This is a genomic window from Candidatus Leptovillus gracilis, from assembly GCA_016716065.1.
Taxonomy (GTDB): Bacteria; Chloroflexota; Anaerolineae; order Promineifilales; family Promineifilaceae; genus Leptovillus; species Leptovillus gracilis.
Window position 1 is genome coordinate 121,608 of the sequence record JADJXA010000004.1, and the last position, 17,674, is coordinate 139,281.

The following is a 17,674-nucleotide window of genomic DNA, read 5'->3' on the forward strand; positions in this document are numbered from 1 at the left end:
CATGTTATAGTGTAATCACAATCAGAAAAGTGATTACACTATTTCCCGGAGGCGCAGATATGTTACGCACCCAAATTCAATTACGGGAAGACCAATCCCGAAAACTAAAGGAAATGGCCGCCGAATACGACGTGTCGGTGGCCGAACTCATTCGCCAAGGCATTGACTTGCTAATTCAATCCAGCCCGGAAGCGACGCTCGAAGAAAAGAGACTGCGGGCAACGGCCGTCATTGGCATCGCCGATTCAGGTATAACTGATTTAGCCACAAATCATGATCACTATCTGGATGAAGCTTATGGGGACTTTGGCGCATGAAAGTCTTTGTGGATACCTCTGCGTTCCTGGCCTTATTGGATCGGTCAGAGACAATGCACCCTCAAGCCGGTGCAACCTGGTTGCATCTGCTGACGCAGGAAGATACGTCTCTTTTTTGTACCAATTACGTTTTGCTGGAGAGTGCGGTTTTAATTCAACGGCGTTTAGGTATGCGGTTTGTGAAAACGTTCCATACCGACGTGACACCTATTTTGCATCTTATATGGGTTGATGAAGAATTGCATCGAGCTGCTGTTATGGCGCTGCTAACGGCCAACCGCCACCGATTAAGCCTGGTGGACTGCGTTAGTTTCGCCGCGATGCGGCAATTGAGCATCGGGCATTATTTTGGATTTGACGTGCATTTTGCCGAGCAGGAGTTTACGGCCGTTACATCATAACCTGAACCTGGCTGTTGAGATACGGCCGTAAAAACGCTCCCGTATAACTCCCCTCTGCCAGCGCCACCTGCTCTGGCGTGCCTTCCGCCACAATCTGCCCACCCCGGTCGCCTCCCTCCGGCCCCATGTCAATCAGATGGTCCGACACCTTAATGATGTCCAGATTATGTTCAATAATCACCACCGTATTCCCCTTATCCACCAACCGATTTAGGGCCACAATCAACTTCGCCACGTCATGGCTGTGCAGACCCACCGATGGCTCATCCAAAATATACATCGTCCGCCCGGTGGCAATTTTGGACAATTCGCGGCTCAATTTCACCCGCTGCGCCTCGCCGCCGCTCAACGTTGGCGCCGGCTGCCCCAGGTGAATATAACCCAGCCCCACGTCTACCAATGTCTGTAATTTGCGCTGGATGGTTGGGATATTCTCAAAAAACAGCAGCGCCTCGTCCACGCTCAGGTCCAGCACCTCGGCGATATTCAGCCCCTTGAACGTCACTTGCAGCGTTTCCCGGTTATAACGCGCCCCGTGACAAATGTCGCACGGCACATAAATGTCCGGCAAGAACTGCATTTCAATGCGATTTTGCCCCTGCCCCTGGCACGCTTCGCAGCGACCGCCTTTGACGTTAAAGCTAAAGCGTCCCGACTTGTAGCCGCGTATTTTGCTCTCCGGCAGGCCGGTAAACAGGTCGCGGATCGGGTTAAATAGATTGGTATACGTCGCCGGATTGGAGCGCGGCGTGCGGCCGATGGGACTTTGGTCAATTTCTATCACTTTGTCCAGATACTCCAGCCCTTCCATGCCGGCGTGTTTGCCCGGCAGCTCTTTTGATTTGTAGAAATGCTGGTTCAGCCGTTTGCTCAGAATTTCCACCAGAAAAGAGCTTTTGCCGCTGCCGCTGACGCCGGTGATGCACACAAATTTGCCCAACGGGATGGCGATGTCTACATTTTTCAGGTTGTTTTCTTGCGCGCCGCGCACAGTCAGAAACTCGCCTTTGTGCCCTTTGCGCCGTTTGGCAGGTACGGGGATGCGCAGACGGCCGTTCAAATATCCCCCCGTAATAGACCTTTCATTGGCCGCCACTTGCTCCGGCGTTCCCTCGGCTACAATTTCGCCGCCCAACTTGCCCGCCCCTGGTCCCAGGTCCACAATCCAGTCGGCCGCCCGCATCGTATCCTCGTCGTGTTCCACCACCAGCACCGTATTGCCCAGGTCACGCATCCCTTTCAACGTCTGGATCAGCCGGGCATTGTCCCGTTGATGCAGGCCGATAGAAGGCTCATCCAGCACATACAACACACCCATCAACTGGCTGCCGATTTGCGTCGCCAGGCGAATGCGCTGCGCCTCGCCGCCGCTCAGCGTGCCCGCCGCCCGGTCCAATGTCAGGTAGTCCAGCCCGACATTGATCATAAATTGCAGCCGCTCGCAAATTTCCTTAAAAATCGGCCGGGCAATCAGCGCCTGGCGCGGCGTTAACGTCCCATTCTCCCGCAGCCCCTCAGCCCAGGGCAGGGTGCGGGCCACCGGCCAGCGCGTCACATCGGCGATATTCGCCGTGCCAATGGTCACGGCCAGCGGTACCGGCTGCAAGCGTGTGCCGTTGCAGGCGCTGCACGGCCGATTGACCATGAACCCTTCTAGCTTTCACACACATAATCGGAGGTGGATTCGTTGTAGCGCCGCCATAAATTGGTGACGACGCCTTCATACTGCGTGCGATAATGGCGCGTATCTCCCTCCCGATTGACATAAGTGACAGTGACGATCTCGTCGCCGCTGCCATGCAGCAAAATGCGCATCTGCGCTTCACTCAGTTGGCGCACCGGCGCATTGGTGGGGATATTAAAATGATCGGCCGTCGCTTTAAGCAATTGCCAGTAGTAACCCGCTTTGTCATCTGTCGGCCAACCTACAATGGCCCCATCGGCCAATGTCATATCTTTGTTAGGAACCAACAGGTCATCGTCCAACTGCTTTTTTGTACCGAGACCCTGGCACTCCGGGCAGGCGCCATGGGGGCTGTTAAAGCTAAAGGTGCGCGGCTCAATCTCCGGGATGCTTGTGCCATCATACGGACAGTAGAGGTGTTCAGAATACAGTTGGTCGCTGGGGTTGTCCGGGTTCGTCACGTCGTTGATGATAACAATGCCGCTGCCCAACGCCAGCGCCGTCTCTATCGAATCGGTCAGACGAGTGCGGTCGGCTTTGGCGTCTTCACTGTCATCGTGCGGCTCGTGGCGGATGACCAGGCGGTCTACCACCGCTTCGATGCTGTGATTTTTATAACGGTCGAGTTCGATTTCTTCATCTACCTGGCGCACCTGGCCGTTGACGCGCATACGCACAAAACCGGCTTTGCGCACATCTTCAAAAACACTTTGGTGATGCCCTTTGCGATCTTTGATCAGCGGGGCCAATACCTGAACACGGCTGCCCTGGGGCATGTGCAGCACGCTTTCCACAATTTGCTCGGCCGATTGGGGCATCACCGGTCGGCCGCATTCGGGGCAGTGGGGCGTACCGGCGCGGGCAAACAGCAGGCGCAGATAATCGTACACCTCGGTCACGGTTCCCACCGTCGAACGTGGGTTGTGGCTGACCCCTTTCTGGTCAATGGAAACGGCCGGACTCAATCCTTCGATCTGGTCTACGTCTGGTTTTTCCATCTGGCCCAGGAATTGGCGGGCATAGGCCGACAGGGATTCTACATAGCGGCGCTGGCCTTCGGCGAAGATGGTGTCGAAGGCCAGAGAGGATTTGCCGGAGCCGGAGATGCCGGTGAGGACAACGAGTTTGTCGCGGGGAATCTCGACGGTGACGTTTTTGAGGTTGTGCTCGCGCGCGCCGCGCACGATGATTTTGTCTAAAGACATATGGATTAGTCCGTTGGTCTGGTACTCTTGTAGTCGGGAAAAATAACTGTCAAGTTTATCTGGAATTAAAGCCAAAAGGTGCTTGGGCCGACTATCGGCTTCACTTGAGCCGATCCGCAATTCTAGCACGGGAAACGGGGTCAAACCATTAGCGTTTAATAGATATTAGGCAACCACCTACTCAGCTTACGGTTCGCTGCGCCCGGCGTCAAAGCCACCGGGCAACTCTGTGCAAAGGCAGATAACACAAATTCTTAATCTGTGAAATCGGCATAATCTTTGATAACCCTTTTTGATTCTGGCTTGTCCAGGTTAGGGGTTTTCCGCAGGAAAAGGGGGGTTGTCGAGCAACTTGTGGTAGGCATATTGGGCCAGAATTTTCAGGCTGGCCAGCATGGGGATGATGACAATAGCGCCTAGAATGCCGGTAAGCGCCAGCGCGGCGATGAGCGCCACGAAGACAATGCCGGGATGCAGTTTTAGGGCGTGGCCCATATACTGCGGCCGCAGCCACAAGTTATCAATTTGTTGAATGCCAGCATAGACAACGACAATGAGGATGATTAGCCCGACCGGCGAAAGTGGCAGCCAGCCGCGCCGGAACAACCAGAGGATGAGCGCCGTGCTGGTGAGAACGAGAAAACCAATGACGGCGAAGATAATCAACTGGACCCGCAGCGAAACGCGCCAGACGGTGTCTAGATCGGTCAGCAGGTGGTGGGCGTCGTCGTGGTAGGTGGGGGGCAGCAGTTGGATAAGCGCCGGGGCGATGTTCCGCCCATCGCGCAGCAGATAAAACAGACCCACCAGGACAATCAGGCTCAACAGCAAGTTTTCGCCGATGCTGCCCAGCCAACCGGAGCCAACCGGCAAAGCGGAAATGGCGTTGCTGGCGGAACGCTGTAAGTAACCAAGCAAAAGTTCTGGGTAAAGGGTAAAGCCCATGAAGACAAACGGCCGTTCCACCCATCGCCCAATTTCGTCCAACGCCTCACCCAGTTCCACGCCCCACTGCGGCGCTCGCCCCCAAATGATCGCCCCGGCTCCCGATAAAATCCCCAGTATGATCAACACCATCAACGTGTAAACCAGGAATGTCGCCAGAGCGCGCCGGCCATGCCAACGCACTTCCAATCGGTTAACCAACGGGTTGAGCAGGTAGGCCAGGATTGCCGCCACCAGCAAAGCGCGCCACACCGGCGCAGTGAAATAAGCCAGGGCAAGCACGCTGGCGGCGGTCAGAATTGCCAAAAAAACTTGAAGCGATGTCGTTGTGGATTTCATAACGTCGTCACAGAAACCAACCAGGCAATATCGCTTGCCTGTTTATTTTCCTGTTCGATTGTACCATAACCATAACTTGGCCCATCACGATTGACGCTGATGCTTGATACACGTATTCGGTAAATCGTAGGGCGCTATCTCGGGTAAACGCCTACGGAAAACGATATACGGACTTCGGGTTACGGATATATCACTGTGATAGTTAACGGCCGTTCCTCCTGAACCACCATTTCTCGGCCTCAATCGCCCAAAAGGCCAGACTGCCCAACAATACGCAAATCAGCAGTTCCGGTAGCGAAAGTGGGTCCACACTGAAGAACCGCTCTAACGCCGGCAAATACACTACCACCAATTGCAGCCCAATAACCACCAGCGTCAGCCAGAGCAACGTCAGATTAGTGCGCCAGCCCAACGTAAAAAACGATTCCCGGCTGGAACGCGACGCCAACGCCTGCCCCACCTGCAAAAAGGCCAGCGTGGTAAACAACATCGTTTGCCACGTTTCATCTTCCTCGTGGGCCGGATCAAAGGCAGCGTAGGCCACGCCCAACCCCACCAGACCCACAAACACCCCCACCCACAAGATATGGCGACCTAAACCTTCGTTAAACAGACTGGCCTGCGGTTCGCGCGGCGGCCGTTGCATAATGCCCTTTTCCGCCGGTTCCACGCCCAACCCCAGCCCCAGCAAGCCGTCGGTGAGCAAATTCAGCCACAGCAGTTGCAGCGGTTCCAACGCCACGGCAATGCCCATGAACGGCGTTGCCAGCATCACCAGCACCTTGCCCAGGTTGCCGGCGATGGAAAACTTCACAAAACGGCGGATGTTGTCGAAGATGACCCGCCCTTCCTCCACGGCCGCGACAATGGTGGCAAAATTGTCGTCCAGCAGCACCATCTCGGACGCTTCTTTGGACACATCGGTGCCGGTGATGCCCATCGCAATGCCGATGTCGGCGCGGCGCAAAGCGGGCGAGTCGTTGACGCCATCACCGGTCATGGCGACGATGTGGCCCTGGCGCTGCAAGGCCTCCACAATGCGCAGCTTGTGTTCCGGCGAGACGCGGGCATAGATGGAGACTTCCGCGACGGCTTGCTCCAACTCTTCAGGCGTCATCTGGTCCAGGTTGATGCCGGTTTTGACACGGCCGTCTTGACTAATGCCCAAATCATGGGCAATAAACCGGGCGGTCAACGGATGGTCGCCGGTGATCATGATGGGACGTATTCCGGCGGCTTTGGCGGTGGCCACGGCCGTTTTTACTTCCGGTCGCGGCGGATCAATCATGCCCACCAGGCCAATAAACACCAGGTTTTGCTCCAGCAGCTCATCCGGCGCATCCAGACCTTGCAAGGCCAATCCCAACACGCGCATCCCCTTCTGGGCCATGTCGGTGTTGGCGATTTCGATGCGCGTGCGCCAGGTTTCATCCATAGGGACCAGCTTGTCACCGTCCCACACCCGGTCGGTAATCGCCAGCAGGCCATCCACCGCGCCTTTGGTGAAGGCAACGTAAGGGGTGTCCGTGCCGGGCAGGCTGCGCACGGCCGTTGGCAAATTTCCTGCATTGGCTGCCAGTTCATGCACCGTCGTCATGCGTTTGCGGTCGGAATCGAAGGGCAGTTCGGCCACACGCGGCAAGACAGCCTCCAAACTTGCCCGGGTAACACCCGCCTGCTGCGCCGCCACCAGCAGCGCTCCTTCGGTGGGATCGCCCATGACGTTGTAACGCCCGGTCTCCGGGTCCGGGTTGACGGAAGCGTCGTTGCACAGCGCGCCGGCGGCCAATGTCAGGCCGATGGCTGAGGGACGGCTGGCAAACAACTCGTCGGGATTATCGGCCAGCTTGAGGTAAGAGGCCGACTGTTCGCCGGTCCCGGCCAGTTCCAGAAAATGGCCGGCCACGTCAATCACGGTCACGGTCATGCGGTTGACGGTGAGCGTACCGGTTTTGTCGGAGCAGATGACGGTGACGGAGCCGAGGGTTTCGACGGCGGGCAGCTTGCGGATGAGGGCGCTGCGCCGCAACATGCGCTGCGCCCCCAGGGCCAGGGTGATGGTGACGACGGCCGGTAAGCCTTCAGGAACCACCGCGACGGCCACGGAAACGGCCGTTAACAACATCTCCTCCAGCGCCTCGCCGGACAGCACGCCAATCAACAGCACCAGGGCGGCTACCGCCACGCCGGCGATGGCCAGCATTCGGCCCACGCTGTCGAGCTGCTTTTGCAGCGGCGTTTGCCCCTCGTCCACGCTCTGGATGAGCGTAGCGATTTTGCCCAGTTCAGTTTCCATGCCGGTGGCCGTGACAACGGCCGTGCCGCGGCCATACGTCACGGCCGTGCCCATGTAAAGCATGTTGCGCCGGTCGCCCAGGGGCAGATCGGCTTTGGCGATGACGGCCGTTTCCTTCTCCACTGCTTCCGATTCGCCGGTCAGGGCCGATTCTTGCACGCGCAAATTGGCGTTTTCGATGAGACGGCCGTCGGCCGGCACGGCGTTACCCGCTTCCAGCACGAAAATATCGCCGGGAACCAGTTCGCGGGCGGATATTTCTTGGAGACGGCCGTCGCGCCGCACACGCACCACCGGCACCGCCAGCTTCTTCAAAGCGGCCATCGCCTGCTCCGCCCGGTATTCCTGGACAAAACCCAAAATCACAAACAGCACGACGATAGCCCCAATTGCCGCCGCTTCTGTCACCTTGCCCAACAAGGCGGAAGCGACAACGGCCGCGATCAAAATAAGCACCATCGTACTGCTCACCTGCTCCCACAGCAGGCGTAAAGGGTGTTTGCCGCCCCGTTCAATAAGCTCATTCAGGCCGAACTGGGCCTGGCGCTGCCGCGCTTCTGTTTCAGATAATCCTTGCGCGCTGCTGTTCAAGGCAGTCAGGGTAGCTTCCATGGACTCTGTATGCCACGATTGTTTGGTTTGCATCTTTCACCTATGAAATTGCTGCTTAATAGGACAGCCTGATATTTACCACAATTCTGCTAAAGAGTCAGATTGAACGGGTGAGATTTATCAGGGATTAATCCCCCAAACCTTATTGCCACTATCTTTGCTGTTTTGGCACAATTTGTAGCCGCGGTATCCTTACCGCGCTGGTGTCAACGCGGTGAAGGATACCGCAGCTGTAAGAGAATATTTGCAAAGATGATTTTACAGAGAATGAACCATACACTATCTTTGCAGTTTTGGTATTGAGCAAGTTCTGCGACGAGATTACCTTGCTTTATGTCATGCTGAGGTCCTCCGAAGCATCCCGTTCAGCCCTAGTGACCAACACATGGGGATTCTTCGCTCCGCAGACTCCGCTCAGAATGACATGTCCGTAGCAAAATCTTATCGTTTTAATAAGTGCAAACGTAGTGCCTTGCCCAGTTTGTGAATAGCACGGGGAAAACGAGGATACCGCCGATTTTTGCGGATAAACACGGATTTTTACAACGCTATCCGCGAGAATCCGCCAGATCCGCGCCTTTCCGCGTCCCGACTTGCTATTGAAAATTCCCCCCTGACGACGTATGATCGCCTTAGCTTTGTTTACCCAACTGTTTTTCAACTGATCATCGGGAGGAGATAAATCCCATGCACACCCAAACGATTTCTACCAATCAAAAGTACCGTATTGTCACTCAAACGTTGGATGTACCGCCGCGGCTGCTGCTTGGTCCTGGCCCCTCAAACGCCCATCCGCGCGTCTTGACGGCGATGGGAATGCCGCAGCTTAGCCACCTGGACCCGGTGTTTATCGGCATCATGAACGAGACGCAGGCGCTTTTGCGCTATGCCTGGCAGACCGACAACGAGATGACGCTGGCGATTAGCGGCACGGGCAGCGCGGCCATGGAAACGGCCGTTGCCAACCTCGTTGAACCGGGTGATGTGGTATTGGTGGGCGTGATGGGCTTCTTTGGCGAACGACTGGTGGAAATGGCCGGCCGCCATGGCGCCGACGTGCGGGTCATCGAAAAGCCCTGGGGCGACGTGTTTACACCCGACGAAATTTACGCCGCGCTGAACCAGCATCGCCCGGCCATTCTCATGCTGGTCCACGCTGAAACCTCCACCGGGGCGCTGCAACCATTGGTTGGCATCGGTGATATTTGCCGTGAATTTGACTGCCTTCTGCTGGCCGATGGCGTCACCAGCCTGGGCGCAGCACCGCTGCTGGTGGATGAATGGCGCATAGACGCCGCCTACAGCTGCTCACAAAAGGGTTTAAGCTGCCCGCCCGGCGCATCGCCCCTTACGCTTGGCCCGCGCGCGCGAGCCAAAATCGGCCGGCGCAGCCGCAAAGTGGATACCTGGTATCTGGACACAACGCTGCTGCGCACCTATTGGCTGGGCGATGTGCGCGCTTATCACCACACCATGAGCAGCAATATGATTTACGCCCTGCGCGAAGGCTTGCGCATCGTCGCCGAAGAAAGCCTGGAAGCGCGTTGGGCGCGCCATCAGGCCACCGCCCAACTGCTTTGGGATGGCCTGGCGGAGATGGGTCTGGCCTGCCATGTGGCCGACGCCGCCCACCGCATCCCCAGCCTTACCACCGTGCGCGTGCCCGACGGCGTGGATGCCAAAGCGGTCGCCGGCCGCCTGCTGCACGATTACAACATCGAGATTGCCGGTGGTTTTAGCAAACTGGCGGGCAAAGTGTGGCGCGTAGGGCTGATGGGCCACAACAGCCGCCCGGAAAACGTGTTGACGTTGTTGGCCGCCCTGCGTGAGGTTCTTTAGCAGCGGTGTGCGGTGTTCAGTGTTCAGTGCGCGTTCTTCACAAGTACCCCGACTGAACACTGGTCACTGAACACTGGTCACTGATTACTGAGCGTGGGTTTGGGGAAGTAGGTGCGCTGCGCCAACGCCGCGAGGGGTTCATCGGCGGGTACGGCCGTTTCCAGCACGCGCAGATGGTCCATAAAAACGGCCGTCTCTTCTGCCTCTAACATTGGCTGCAAAAAGCGTTTCACCGCCAGACCAGACAGATACCGTTTCAGATGGCGGCGAAAACCGCGCAGCCCGGCCGGGCTGCCATAGTAGGCCAGCATTTCGTCCAGGTGACGGCGGATAACGGCCGTTACAGCGCCAAACATCAGCTCCGCCCGCTCCTGCCGGGCAAAAATCCAGGGGTTGCCCACCGCCGCCCGGCCAATCATCACCCCGTCGCAGCCAGTGTGCGCTTTAAGCCGGTCAATATCCGCCGGCGACTGCACATCGCCATTGCCGATGACCGGAACCCCTGCCTGGCGTTTTACCTCAGCGATGGCATCCCAATCGGCCTGGTGACTGTAATTTTGTGTTTTGGTACGGCCGTGTACGGCAATCAGCGCCGCGCCGTTGTCTTCCATGATGTGGGCAATCTGCAAAAAGTTCTTGCTGGTTGTGTCCCAGCCCAGGCGAATTTTGCCCGTCACCGGCACGCGCAGATGGCTAGACAGCAGGCGAAAGGTCTGCGCCACCAGTTCTGGGCGGCGCATCATGCCCACACCCGCGCCCTGTTCGCTCACCTGTGGCACAGAGCAGCCCATGTTCACGTCAATGATGTCTGGCCCCCATGTCTCAATGCGCTGTGCCGCGGCCAACAGTTGGTGGGCATCGTAGCCGAAAATCTGGAAGACCATCGGCTGTTCACCGCCCGGCCGAATGTCCAACCGCCGCCACATTGGGTTGGGTTGGTGCAGCAGGGCGTCGGCGGGCACAAATTCGCTGTAGCTCATGGCCGAGCCATAGGCGCGGCACAGGGCGCGATAAGGCACGTCGGAATAGCGGGCCATCGGCGCCAGGATGGCGTCGCCATAGACGGGCACCTCGCGTACCCAAAAGGTTGGCGCAGTTGGCAAATCAACCACGGCCGTTAGACAGCCAGGGCACTGTTCCAGAGTTGAGTCGTTCATGGGGGAATTATAGCGACTTGGGGCATGGTTTAAAACACGCAAGATGTCCTTTGCATTTTTGGCTCTTCAGGATTCCGTGGGATCTTGTCCTTCTGAGCGAAGCGAAGAATCCCTATACCTCTGGGATGCTTCGCTTGGCTCAGCATTATTTTGTAAAGAAGTTGTTGCATTGGAAAGAATCATGCTGCCGGCCTCCCGTCTCTTTTTTATTTCCCGCTGATTATGGTATGCTTCTCCGCTGAAAAGTGAACGAGTTAACAGCGAACAGCCAACAACGAACAAACCATTCAGGAAGTAGACCATGCTTGCACAATTAGACGAACTGTATGCCCAATCATTAGAAACAGTGGCGGCGGCGGCGGGAACGGCCGTTCTCGACGACTGGTACAAAAACACCCTCGGCCGTAAAGGCAGCATCTACCTGCTTACCCGGCAGGTGGGCCAACTACCCGCTGAAGAACGGCCGGCCTTCGGCCAGCGCATCAACGCCGTTAAACAATCCCTGGAAGAAGCCTACCAGACCCGTCTGGCTGAACTAAAAACCGCCGAACTCCAGGCGCAAATCGCCGCTTCCGCCCTGGATGTGACCCTGCCCGGCCGGCGGCAGTGGCAGGGCCGATTACACCCCGCCAGCCAAACCCTACGCGACATTTACCGCATCTGGGGCGACATGGGCTTCCAGGTCTACCGCAGCCGCGACGTAGAGACCGACGAGTACAACTTCGAGCTGCTCAACATCCCGCCGCACCATCCCGCCCGCGACATGTGGGATACCTTCCACACCACCACCCCTGGCGTCATCCTGCGCACCCACACCAGCCCCGGCCAGATTCACGCCATGCGCGACTACTACCCGGAGCCGATCCGCGTGATTCTGCCCGGCATGTGCTACCGCTACGAGCAAATCACCGCCCGCAGCGAAATCCAATTCCACCAGGTGGAAGGATTGGCCGTCGGCAAAAACATCAGCCTGGCCGACCTGAAAGGCACGCTGACGGACTTTGCCCGGCGCATGTTTGGGCAAGACCGCCCGGTGCGCTTCCGGGCCAACTACTTCCCCTTCACCGAGCCGAGCGCCGAGATGGACGTGGCCTGCATTTTGTGCGACGGCGCTGGCTGCAACGTCTGCAAATACAGTGGCTGGGTGGAGATTTTAGGCTGCGGCATGGTTCACCCCACGGTGCTGCGCAACGGCGGGTATGATCCGGCCATCTACTCTGGCTTCGCCTTCGGCATGGGGCCGGAGCGCATCGCCATGCTCAAATATCGCATTGACGACATCCGCTACTTCTGGGGCAACGATTTGCGCTTCCTGGAACAGTTCTAAGATAAGATTGAAGATTGAAGATCAGGCCTAAAACATTTTACGGCATGGTTCATCGGGCGAAACATCTTCTTTACAAATTTACGCGGCATTGTCATTCCTTCGGCGTTGCTCAGGACAAGGTCTGAGCGGAGTCTTCGGCCCTGAGCAACGTCGAACGGGGAAGCATCCCGCTAACGCCAGAGGAACGGGATGCTTCGGAGGATGCTTCGGCAAGCTCAGCACAGGCTCTCAGCATGACACGTTTTCTTGCTAAATTTGTAAAGCACAAATCAACTGAAATGAACCATGCCCGTTTTACCTAATCTTCCATCTTCAATCTCCATTTCCTAAACTTGAGGAAAACATCATGCTCGTACCACTCTCCTGGCTCAAAGAATACGTAGACATTAACCAATCGCCGGCCGAACTGGCCGAAATGCTCACCATTGGCGGCCTCGAAGTCGAAAGCGTCACCTACATTGGCATCCCCGGCGGCCGTGACAAAAACCGCCTGGTTTGGGACCGCGACAAACTCGTCGTCGGCCAGATTCTCAAGGTGGCGCAGCATCCCAACGCCGACCGTCTGGTGCTGGCAACCGTCGAGTACGGCGGCAGCGAACCCGAAGTCACCGTCACCGGCGCGCCCAACCTCTTCCAATATCTGGGGCAGGACGACCTGACCGAACTGAAGCTCTACTCCCCCTTTGCCATCGAAGGGGTGGAGTTGTACGACGGGCACAAAGAGGGGCAGGTGAAGATGGTGTTGAAGGGACGGCCGTTACGCGGCATCCACAATCGCTGCATGTTGTGTTCCGAAAAAGAACTCGGCCTCAGCGACGACCACGACGGCATCATGATCCTCGAAGGCGATTACACGCCCGGCACGCCCATTCAAGACGTGCTTGGCGATGCCGTCCTCAGCATAGACATCATTCCCAACATCGCCCGCGCCGCCTCCATCGTCGGCGTGGCGCGGGAAGTGGCGGCCCTGACGGGGCAAACAGTGCGCTATCCCAGCTATGACGTGGTGATGGCAGGGCCACCCGCCGCCGACAAGGTGCAAATCACCACCGACCACCCCGACCTTAACCCGCGCTTCACGGCTATCATCATCAGCGGCGTCAGCCAGAAAGCCAGCCCACAGTGGATGCAGCGCCGCCTCAAATTGGCCGGGCAGCGCCCGATCAACGTTGTCGTGGACATCAGCAACTACGTCATGCTGGAGATGGGTGAACCCAACCACACCTTCGACTACGACTTCCTGCGCCGCCGCGCCGACCAGTACAACGGCCCCGACGGCCCCATCCACCTCATCACCCGCCTGCCCCACGCTGGCGAAACGGTCACCACGTTGGATGGCGTGCGGCGCGACCTGCCCCCCGCCACCATCCTCGTCACCGATCCCGCCGGGGCGCTGAGTCTGGGCGGCATCATGGGCGGCGCGGAAAGCGAAATCAGCGCCACCACCACCAACGTCCTGCTGGAAGCGGCGTCGTGGAACTTCATCAACATCCGCCGCAGCGCCACCATCCTGAAAATCAACAGCGAAGCCGGCTTCCGCTTCAGCCGGGGCGTCCATCCCAGTCAGGCCCTTTTGGGGGCGAATCGGGCTGCCGAACTGCTGCGCCAACTGGCGGGTGGCACAGTCTGGCAGGGCGTGATTGATTATTACCCGAATCCGCCGGAAGTGACGCCCATTCGATTAACGGCCGTTGAAGTCAAACGCATCGGCGGCATCGAATTGTCGCTGGCCGACATCCAACACAAGCTAGAAGCGCTGGAATTCGGCGTCGTGCCCGACGGCGACGCCCTGCTCGTCACCAGCCCCGACTTCCGCCTGGACATCAGCGGCACGCATGATCTGGTCGAAGAAGTGTGCCGCATGGTCGGCTTTGATCAACTGCCAGCCACTGAAATGAGCGACACCCTGCCGCCGCAGCGCAGCAACGTCGCCCTGGAGCGCGAAGAGCGCGTCAAGGACATCCTGGTGAAGCAGGGGCTGCAAGAGATCATCACCTACCGGCTCACCACGCCGGAACGCGAAGCGAAACTGATTGCCCCCACAACCCAACTGCCGCCCGACGAGCGCCCCTACGTTACCCTGGCGAACCCCATCACCGTAGACCGGGTGACAATGCGCCACAGCCTGCTGGCCTCGGCGCTGGAGACGGCCGCCGCCAACAGCCGCTACCGGCAGCACATCGCCCTGTTTGAGGTCGGTAAAATCTACCTGGCCGCCGAAGAAGGCGTGCTGCCAGACGAATTGACCCGGCTGTCGCTTGTCCTCACCGGACCGTGCCAGCGCACTTTCTGGCAGAGCAGCCAGGCCAGCCCAGAACTAGATTTTTTCGACCTGAAAGGGGTGGTGGAAGAATTGATTTGCGCCCTACACATCGCCGATTTTGCCGTCGAAGCCGCCAAGCATCCCACCTATCGCCCCGGCCGCACGGCGCGCCTGCTCTTGGGCGACAGGCAGCTAGGCTTGATGGGCGAACTGCACCCGCTGGTGGCCGACAACTTTGATTTCCGCCACGAACACCCGGTTCTGGCCGCCGAACTAGACCTGGAACTGCTGTTGGCGGCCATCCCGCCCTGGCATCGCATCACGCCGGTGACGAGCTACCCGGCTATTTTGGAAGACGTGGCGCTGGTGGTGGATCGGGGGGTAACGGCCGTGGCCGTCGAAGCCCAAATCCGGCTGGCCGGTGGCTACCTGCTCAAAGATGTGGAACTGTTCGACGTGTACGAAGGGCAGCAGCTTGGCAGCGGCAAGCGCAGCCTGGCCTACCACCTCACCTTCCAGGCCGCCGACAAGACGCTGACAGACAAGGATGTCAAGAAGCAGCGACAGCGAATTGTGCAGCAGCTAGAGCGCAATCTGGGCGCAAGGCTGCGGGATTAAGAAAGATGAGAGTGGTGGGAAACGGCCGTTTCCCACCACTTTTTTGGTAGCCATTCACCTCCCGGAGGCTAAAGCGAGCGAATCTCTGCCTGCCTTGTCAGCCTCCGGGAGGATTTGCAAGGGGCGTGAACGGATACTTTTTTATTACCCCGTTAGCCCCTTGAGACCGCCTTTCTATACAATTTCTACAAACGGCGGCTATACTTATTGACATGAATAACTGACTGTGATAAAGTTGACTTATCAACTATTGCTCATGCAACGAACTACGCTCAAGACCACCGCATATGAATGACAAGGAACAACTTTACAATTTGATCAAGGAAACATTTCTACTTCTTGATGATGGAGATCGCCGCTTTTTCAGCCGTTTTGACATCAGCGTCTCACGCTACTATGCGCTTCATCACATTGGCGAAGAACCGGGAATTTCCTTTAGCCAGCTAAGCGACTGCATGGTCTGTGACAAAAGCAATGTCACGCGCATCATTAAGGGGTTGGAGTCCATCGGTTATGTTGTACGTCAGCCGCATGAGAAAGATGGGCGCGCTCTGCGGCTCTATCTAACAGATGGAGGGGCGGCGGTTCTCAGCCAAATTGCCATCGCGCACAAACAATATAACGAAGCCCGTCTCGACTGCATGAACGAAATTGAACACGACAACCTGATAGAGGGTCTAAGTCGGCTAAACGAGCATATGAAACAAGAATTATATGGTTTGGCCGAAAATCCTCAGTTGGTCCACCAAAGTCACTTTGCCGGGTAAAACGAATGCTTTCAGATATGCGCGGCTTGCGTCTTTTGGGGGCAAGAACAGCGCAAAATAGTGGGTGGACTGCGAGTAGAAACGCATAAGTTGATTATCACAAATGAGGAGGTGATGTTCGCAAAAAATCAAAAACCAATAACCTGCTAAACGAGTTGTCATTTCGTATTTAAATTTTGAAAGTGAGGAGAAACTTTTTCATGAAAAACAAAAATTTGTATCTGCTGTTCATCGCAATGCTTATGGGCGCTCTGTTATTAGCTGCCTGTGGCGGTGGTGCGGCTGAACCTACCCAAGTCCCGGCGGCCACGTCTGCGCCAGTTGAAGAAACGGCCGTTGAAGAACCAGTCGCTGTAGAACCGACCGCTGTAGAAACAGTCGTCGAAGAGCCAGCAGCCACCGAAGTGGCCGAAGAACCGGCTGCCGAAGCCACCACAGCCCCGGTTGCGCCAGCCGGTACGCTGCGCATCTGGGCCGACGACACGCGCGCGCCCATTCTGCAAAACCTGGCCCCACAGGTCCTGGAAGCCTACAACCTGGAACTGGTCGTTGAGCTGAAATCTGCTATTCGTGACGATTTCCAGGTCGCTGCACCGCTGGGTGAAGGCCCCGACATCATCGTCATTGCCCACGATCAGGCCGGTACACTGGTCTCCAATGGTCTTCTGGCTACCGTAGACCTGGCCGGTAAAGAGGCTGACTTCGCGCCCAAATCGTTAGAAGCCTGTACCTTCGATGGTGAACTGTACTGCATGCCTTACGCCACCGAAAACATGGCCTTCTTCTACAACACCGACATGGTCGAAACCGCTCCCACCACCTGGGAAGAGGTTCTGACTGTTGGCCGTGAACTGGTTGCCGCAGGCGAAACCACCTACGTCATGGCCGTCACCGGTACCACCTACGATGCCTACCCGCTCTTCACCTCCCTGGGTGGCTACATCTTCGGCCAGGACGAGAACGGTAACTGGAATCCCGAAGACCTCGGCATAGACAGCGAGGGCATGATCGCCGGCGTTCAATGGCTGGCTGATGGCGTTGCCAATGGCGATTTCCCGGCTGACTGGGATTGGGCCAACAACCATGCGCTGTTTGAAACCGGTGAAGCACCCTTCATCATGGCTGGCCCCTGGGCGCTCGGCCGTCTGCGTGAATCTGGCATTCCTTATGCCATTGCCAACTTCCCCGACGGCGGTTATCCCTTCGCCGGTACGCAAGGTTTCTTCATCAACGCCCAAAGCGACAACGTTCTGCTGGCGCAAGCTTTCCTCAGCGAATTCATCGCCAACGTAGACACCCAAATGGCTCTGTACGAAGTTGGTCAACGGCCGCCGGCCTACCTGCCGGCTTTAGAACAAGTTGACGACGCTGATTTGATCGCAATGGCTGCCGCTGGCGAAAACGCCACCATGATGCCCGCCATCCCGGCTATGGGTTCCGTCTGGGGTAACTGGAACGACTCCGTCGTGCTGGCCCGCGACGGTAAACAAGACCCCGAAACTGCCATGACCGAAGCTGGCGCCAAAATCCGCGCCCTGATCGCCAACCCGCTCACCGGCATGGTCAACGTGCCCGGTTCCTATCAAGCCCAGGCTGGTTGCCCCGGCGACTGGCAGCCCGAATGCGCCGCGACGGCCATGACCATGGGCGACGATGGCCTCTACACCAGTGGTCCCTTCAGCCTCACCGCCGGTGATTACGAAGCGAAAGTTGCTCTCGATGGCTCCTGGACGACCAACTACGGTGTGGACGGCGCGCCCGATGGCGACAACTACACCTTCACTCTAACCGCCGATGGCGATGTGTCCTTCAGCTTCGATCCAGAAACCAAGCTGCTGGAGATCATCCTGCCCTAAACCATCCCTTTGAATAGAAACCGGGAAGCGCTCAGCGCTTCCCGGTTT

The 17,674-nt window shown here is 57.5% G+C and carries 10 protein-coding genes and 1 pseudogene; 7 read left to right on the top strand and 4 right to left on the bottom strand.

The genetic code is table 11. The annotated features are described in order from the left end of the window. Nucleotides 1-59 precede the first annotated feature (59 nt). Nucleotides 60-317: a CopG family transcriptional regulator gene (locus IPM39_13285; protein MBK8987029.1), complete on the top strand. Its 258-nt coding sequence runs from the start codon at nucleotides 60-62 to the stop codon at nucleotides 315-317. Next, nucleotides 314-718 (top strand): type II toxin-antitoxin system VapC family toxin, encoded by a 405-nt coding sequence (locus IPM39_13290; protein MBK8987030.1) that lies wholly within the window; start codon nucleotides 314-316, stop codon nucleotides 716-718. The genes IPM39_13285 and IPM39_13290 overlap by 4 nt, the downstream gene beginning before the upstream one ends. On the opposite strand, the pseudogene uvrA reads toward IPM39_13290, so the two are convergent. The 3 genes and pseudogenes from uvrA to IPM39_13305 form a co-directional block, all read right to left on the bottom strand. After that, nucleotides 708-3,607, bottom strand: a pseudogene (gene uvrA / locus IPM39_13295) (excinuclease ABC subunit UvrA). The gene IPM39_13290 and the pseudogene uvrA overlap by 11 nt on opposite strands. A 312-nt stretch (nucleotides 3,608-3,919) precedes the next feature. After that, complete coding sequence (locus IPM39_13300) at nucleotides 3,920-4,858, bottom strand: AI-2E family transporter (protein ID MBK8987031.1); 939 nt, start codon at nucleotides 4,856-4,858, stop codon at nucleotides 3,920-3,922. A 235-nt stretch (nucleotides 4,859-5,093) separates the two neighbouring features. Continuing rightward, a complete protein-coding gene (locus IPM39_13305) occupies nucleotides 5,094-7,832 on the bottom strand; it encodes a cation-translocating P-type ATPase (GenBank protein MBK8987032.1) in 2,739 nt (912 codons plus the stop codon). 654 nt (nucleotides 7,833-8,486) lie between these two features. Here IPM39_13305 and IPM39_13310 point away from each other — a divergent pair. Further along, nucleotides 8,487-9,638 carry an alanine--glyoxylate aminotransferase family protein gene (locus IPM39_13310; protein MBK8987033.1) on the top strand — a complete coding sequence of 384 codons (1,152 nt, stop codon included), beginning with the start codon at nucleotides 8,487-8,489 and terminating at the stop codon, nucleotides 9,636-9,638. A gap of 77 nt (nucleotides 9,639-9,715) precedes the next feature. Here IPM39_13310 and IPM39_13315 read toward each other — a convergent pair whose 3' ends face one another. Next, nucleotides 9,716-10,795, bottom strand: a complete 1,080-nt coding sequence (locus IPM39_13315; protein MBK8987034.1) for a tRNA-dihydrouridine synthase family protein — start codon at nucleotides 10,793-10,795, stop codon at nucleotides 9,716-9,718. Between the two features lie 301 nt (nucleotides 10,796-11,096). Here IPM39_13315 and pheS point away from each other — a divergent pair, with 301 nt between their 5' ends. The 4 genes from pheS (at nucleotide 11,097) to IPM39_13335 (ending at nucleotide 17,626) form a co-directional block, all read left to right on the top strand. Further along, nucleotides 11,097-12,122 (top strand): phenylalanine--tRNA ligase subunit alpha, encoded by a 1,026-nt coding sequence (pheS, locus tag IPM39_13320; protein MBK8987035.1) that lies wholly within the window; start codon nucleotides 11,097-11,099, stop codon nucleotides 12,120-12,122. A 346-nt stretch (nucleotides 12,123-12,468) separates the two neighbouring features. Further along, on the top strand, nucleotides 12,469-15,003 hold the full coding sequence (locus tag IPM39_13325) for a phenylalanine--tRNA ligase subunit beta (GenBank protein ID MBK8987036.1): 2,535 nt from the start codon (nucleotides 12,469-12,471) through the stop codon (nucleotides 15,001-15,003). A 287-nt stretch (nucleotides 15,004-15,290) separates the two neighbouring features. Next, nucleotides 15,291-15,770, top strand: coding sequence for a MarR family transcriptional regulator (locus IPM39_13330; protein MBK8987037.1), 480 nt, complete (start codon nucleotides 15,291-15,293; stop codon nucleotides 15,768-15,770). Nucleotides 15,771-15,970: 200 nt separating this feature from the next. Beyond that, nucleotides 15,971-17,626 (top strand): extracellular solute-binding protein, encoded by a 1,656-nt coding sequence (locus IPM39_13335; protein MBK8987038.1) that lies wholly within the window; start codon nucleotides 15,971-15,973, stop codon nucleotides 17,624-17,626. The last annotated feature ends 48 nt before the right edge of the window (nucleotides 17,627-17,674 follow it).

Bases quoted from the DNA above. Each gene is read 5' to 3' on its own strand.
- IPM39_13335 (MBK8987038.1), top strand. From the start codon at position 15,971: ATGAAAAACAAAAATTTGTATCTGCTGTTCATCGCAATGCTTATGGGC.
- IPM39_13285 (MBK8987029.1), top strand. From the start codon at position 60: ATGTTACGCACCCAAATTCAATTACGGGAAGACCAATCCCGAAAACTA.
- IPM39_13330 (MBK8987037.1), top strand. From the start codon at position 15,291: ATGAATGACAAGGAACAACTTTACAATTTGATCAAGGAAACATTTCTA.
- IPM39_13290 (MBK8987030.1), top strand. From the start codon at position 314: ATGAAAGTCTTTGTGGATACCTCTGCGTTCCTGGCCTTATTGGATCGG.
- pheS (MBK8987035.1), top strand. From the start codon at position 11,097: ATGCTTGCACAATTAGACGAACTGTATGCCCAATCATTAGAAACAGTG.
- IPM39_13310 (MBK8987033.1), top strand. From the start codon at position 8,487: ATGCACACCCAAACGATTTCTACCAATCAAAAGTACCGTATTGTCACT.
- IPM39_13325 (MBK8987036.1), top strand. From the start codon at position 12,469: ATGCTCGTACCACTCTCCTGGCTCAAAGAATACGTAGACATTAACCAA.
- IPM39_13305 (MBK8987032.1), bottom strand. From the start codon at position 7,832: ATGCAAACCAAACAATCGTGGCATACAGAGTCCATGGAAGCTACCCTG.
- IPM39_13315 (MBK8987034.1), bottom strand. From the start codon at position 10,795: ATGAACGACTCAACTCTGGAACAGTGCCCTGGCTGTCTAACGGCCGTG.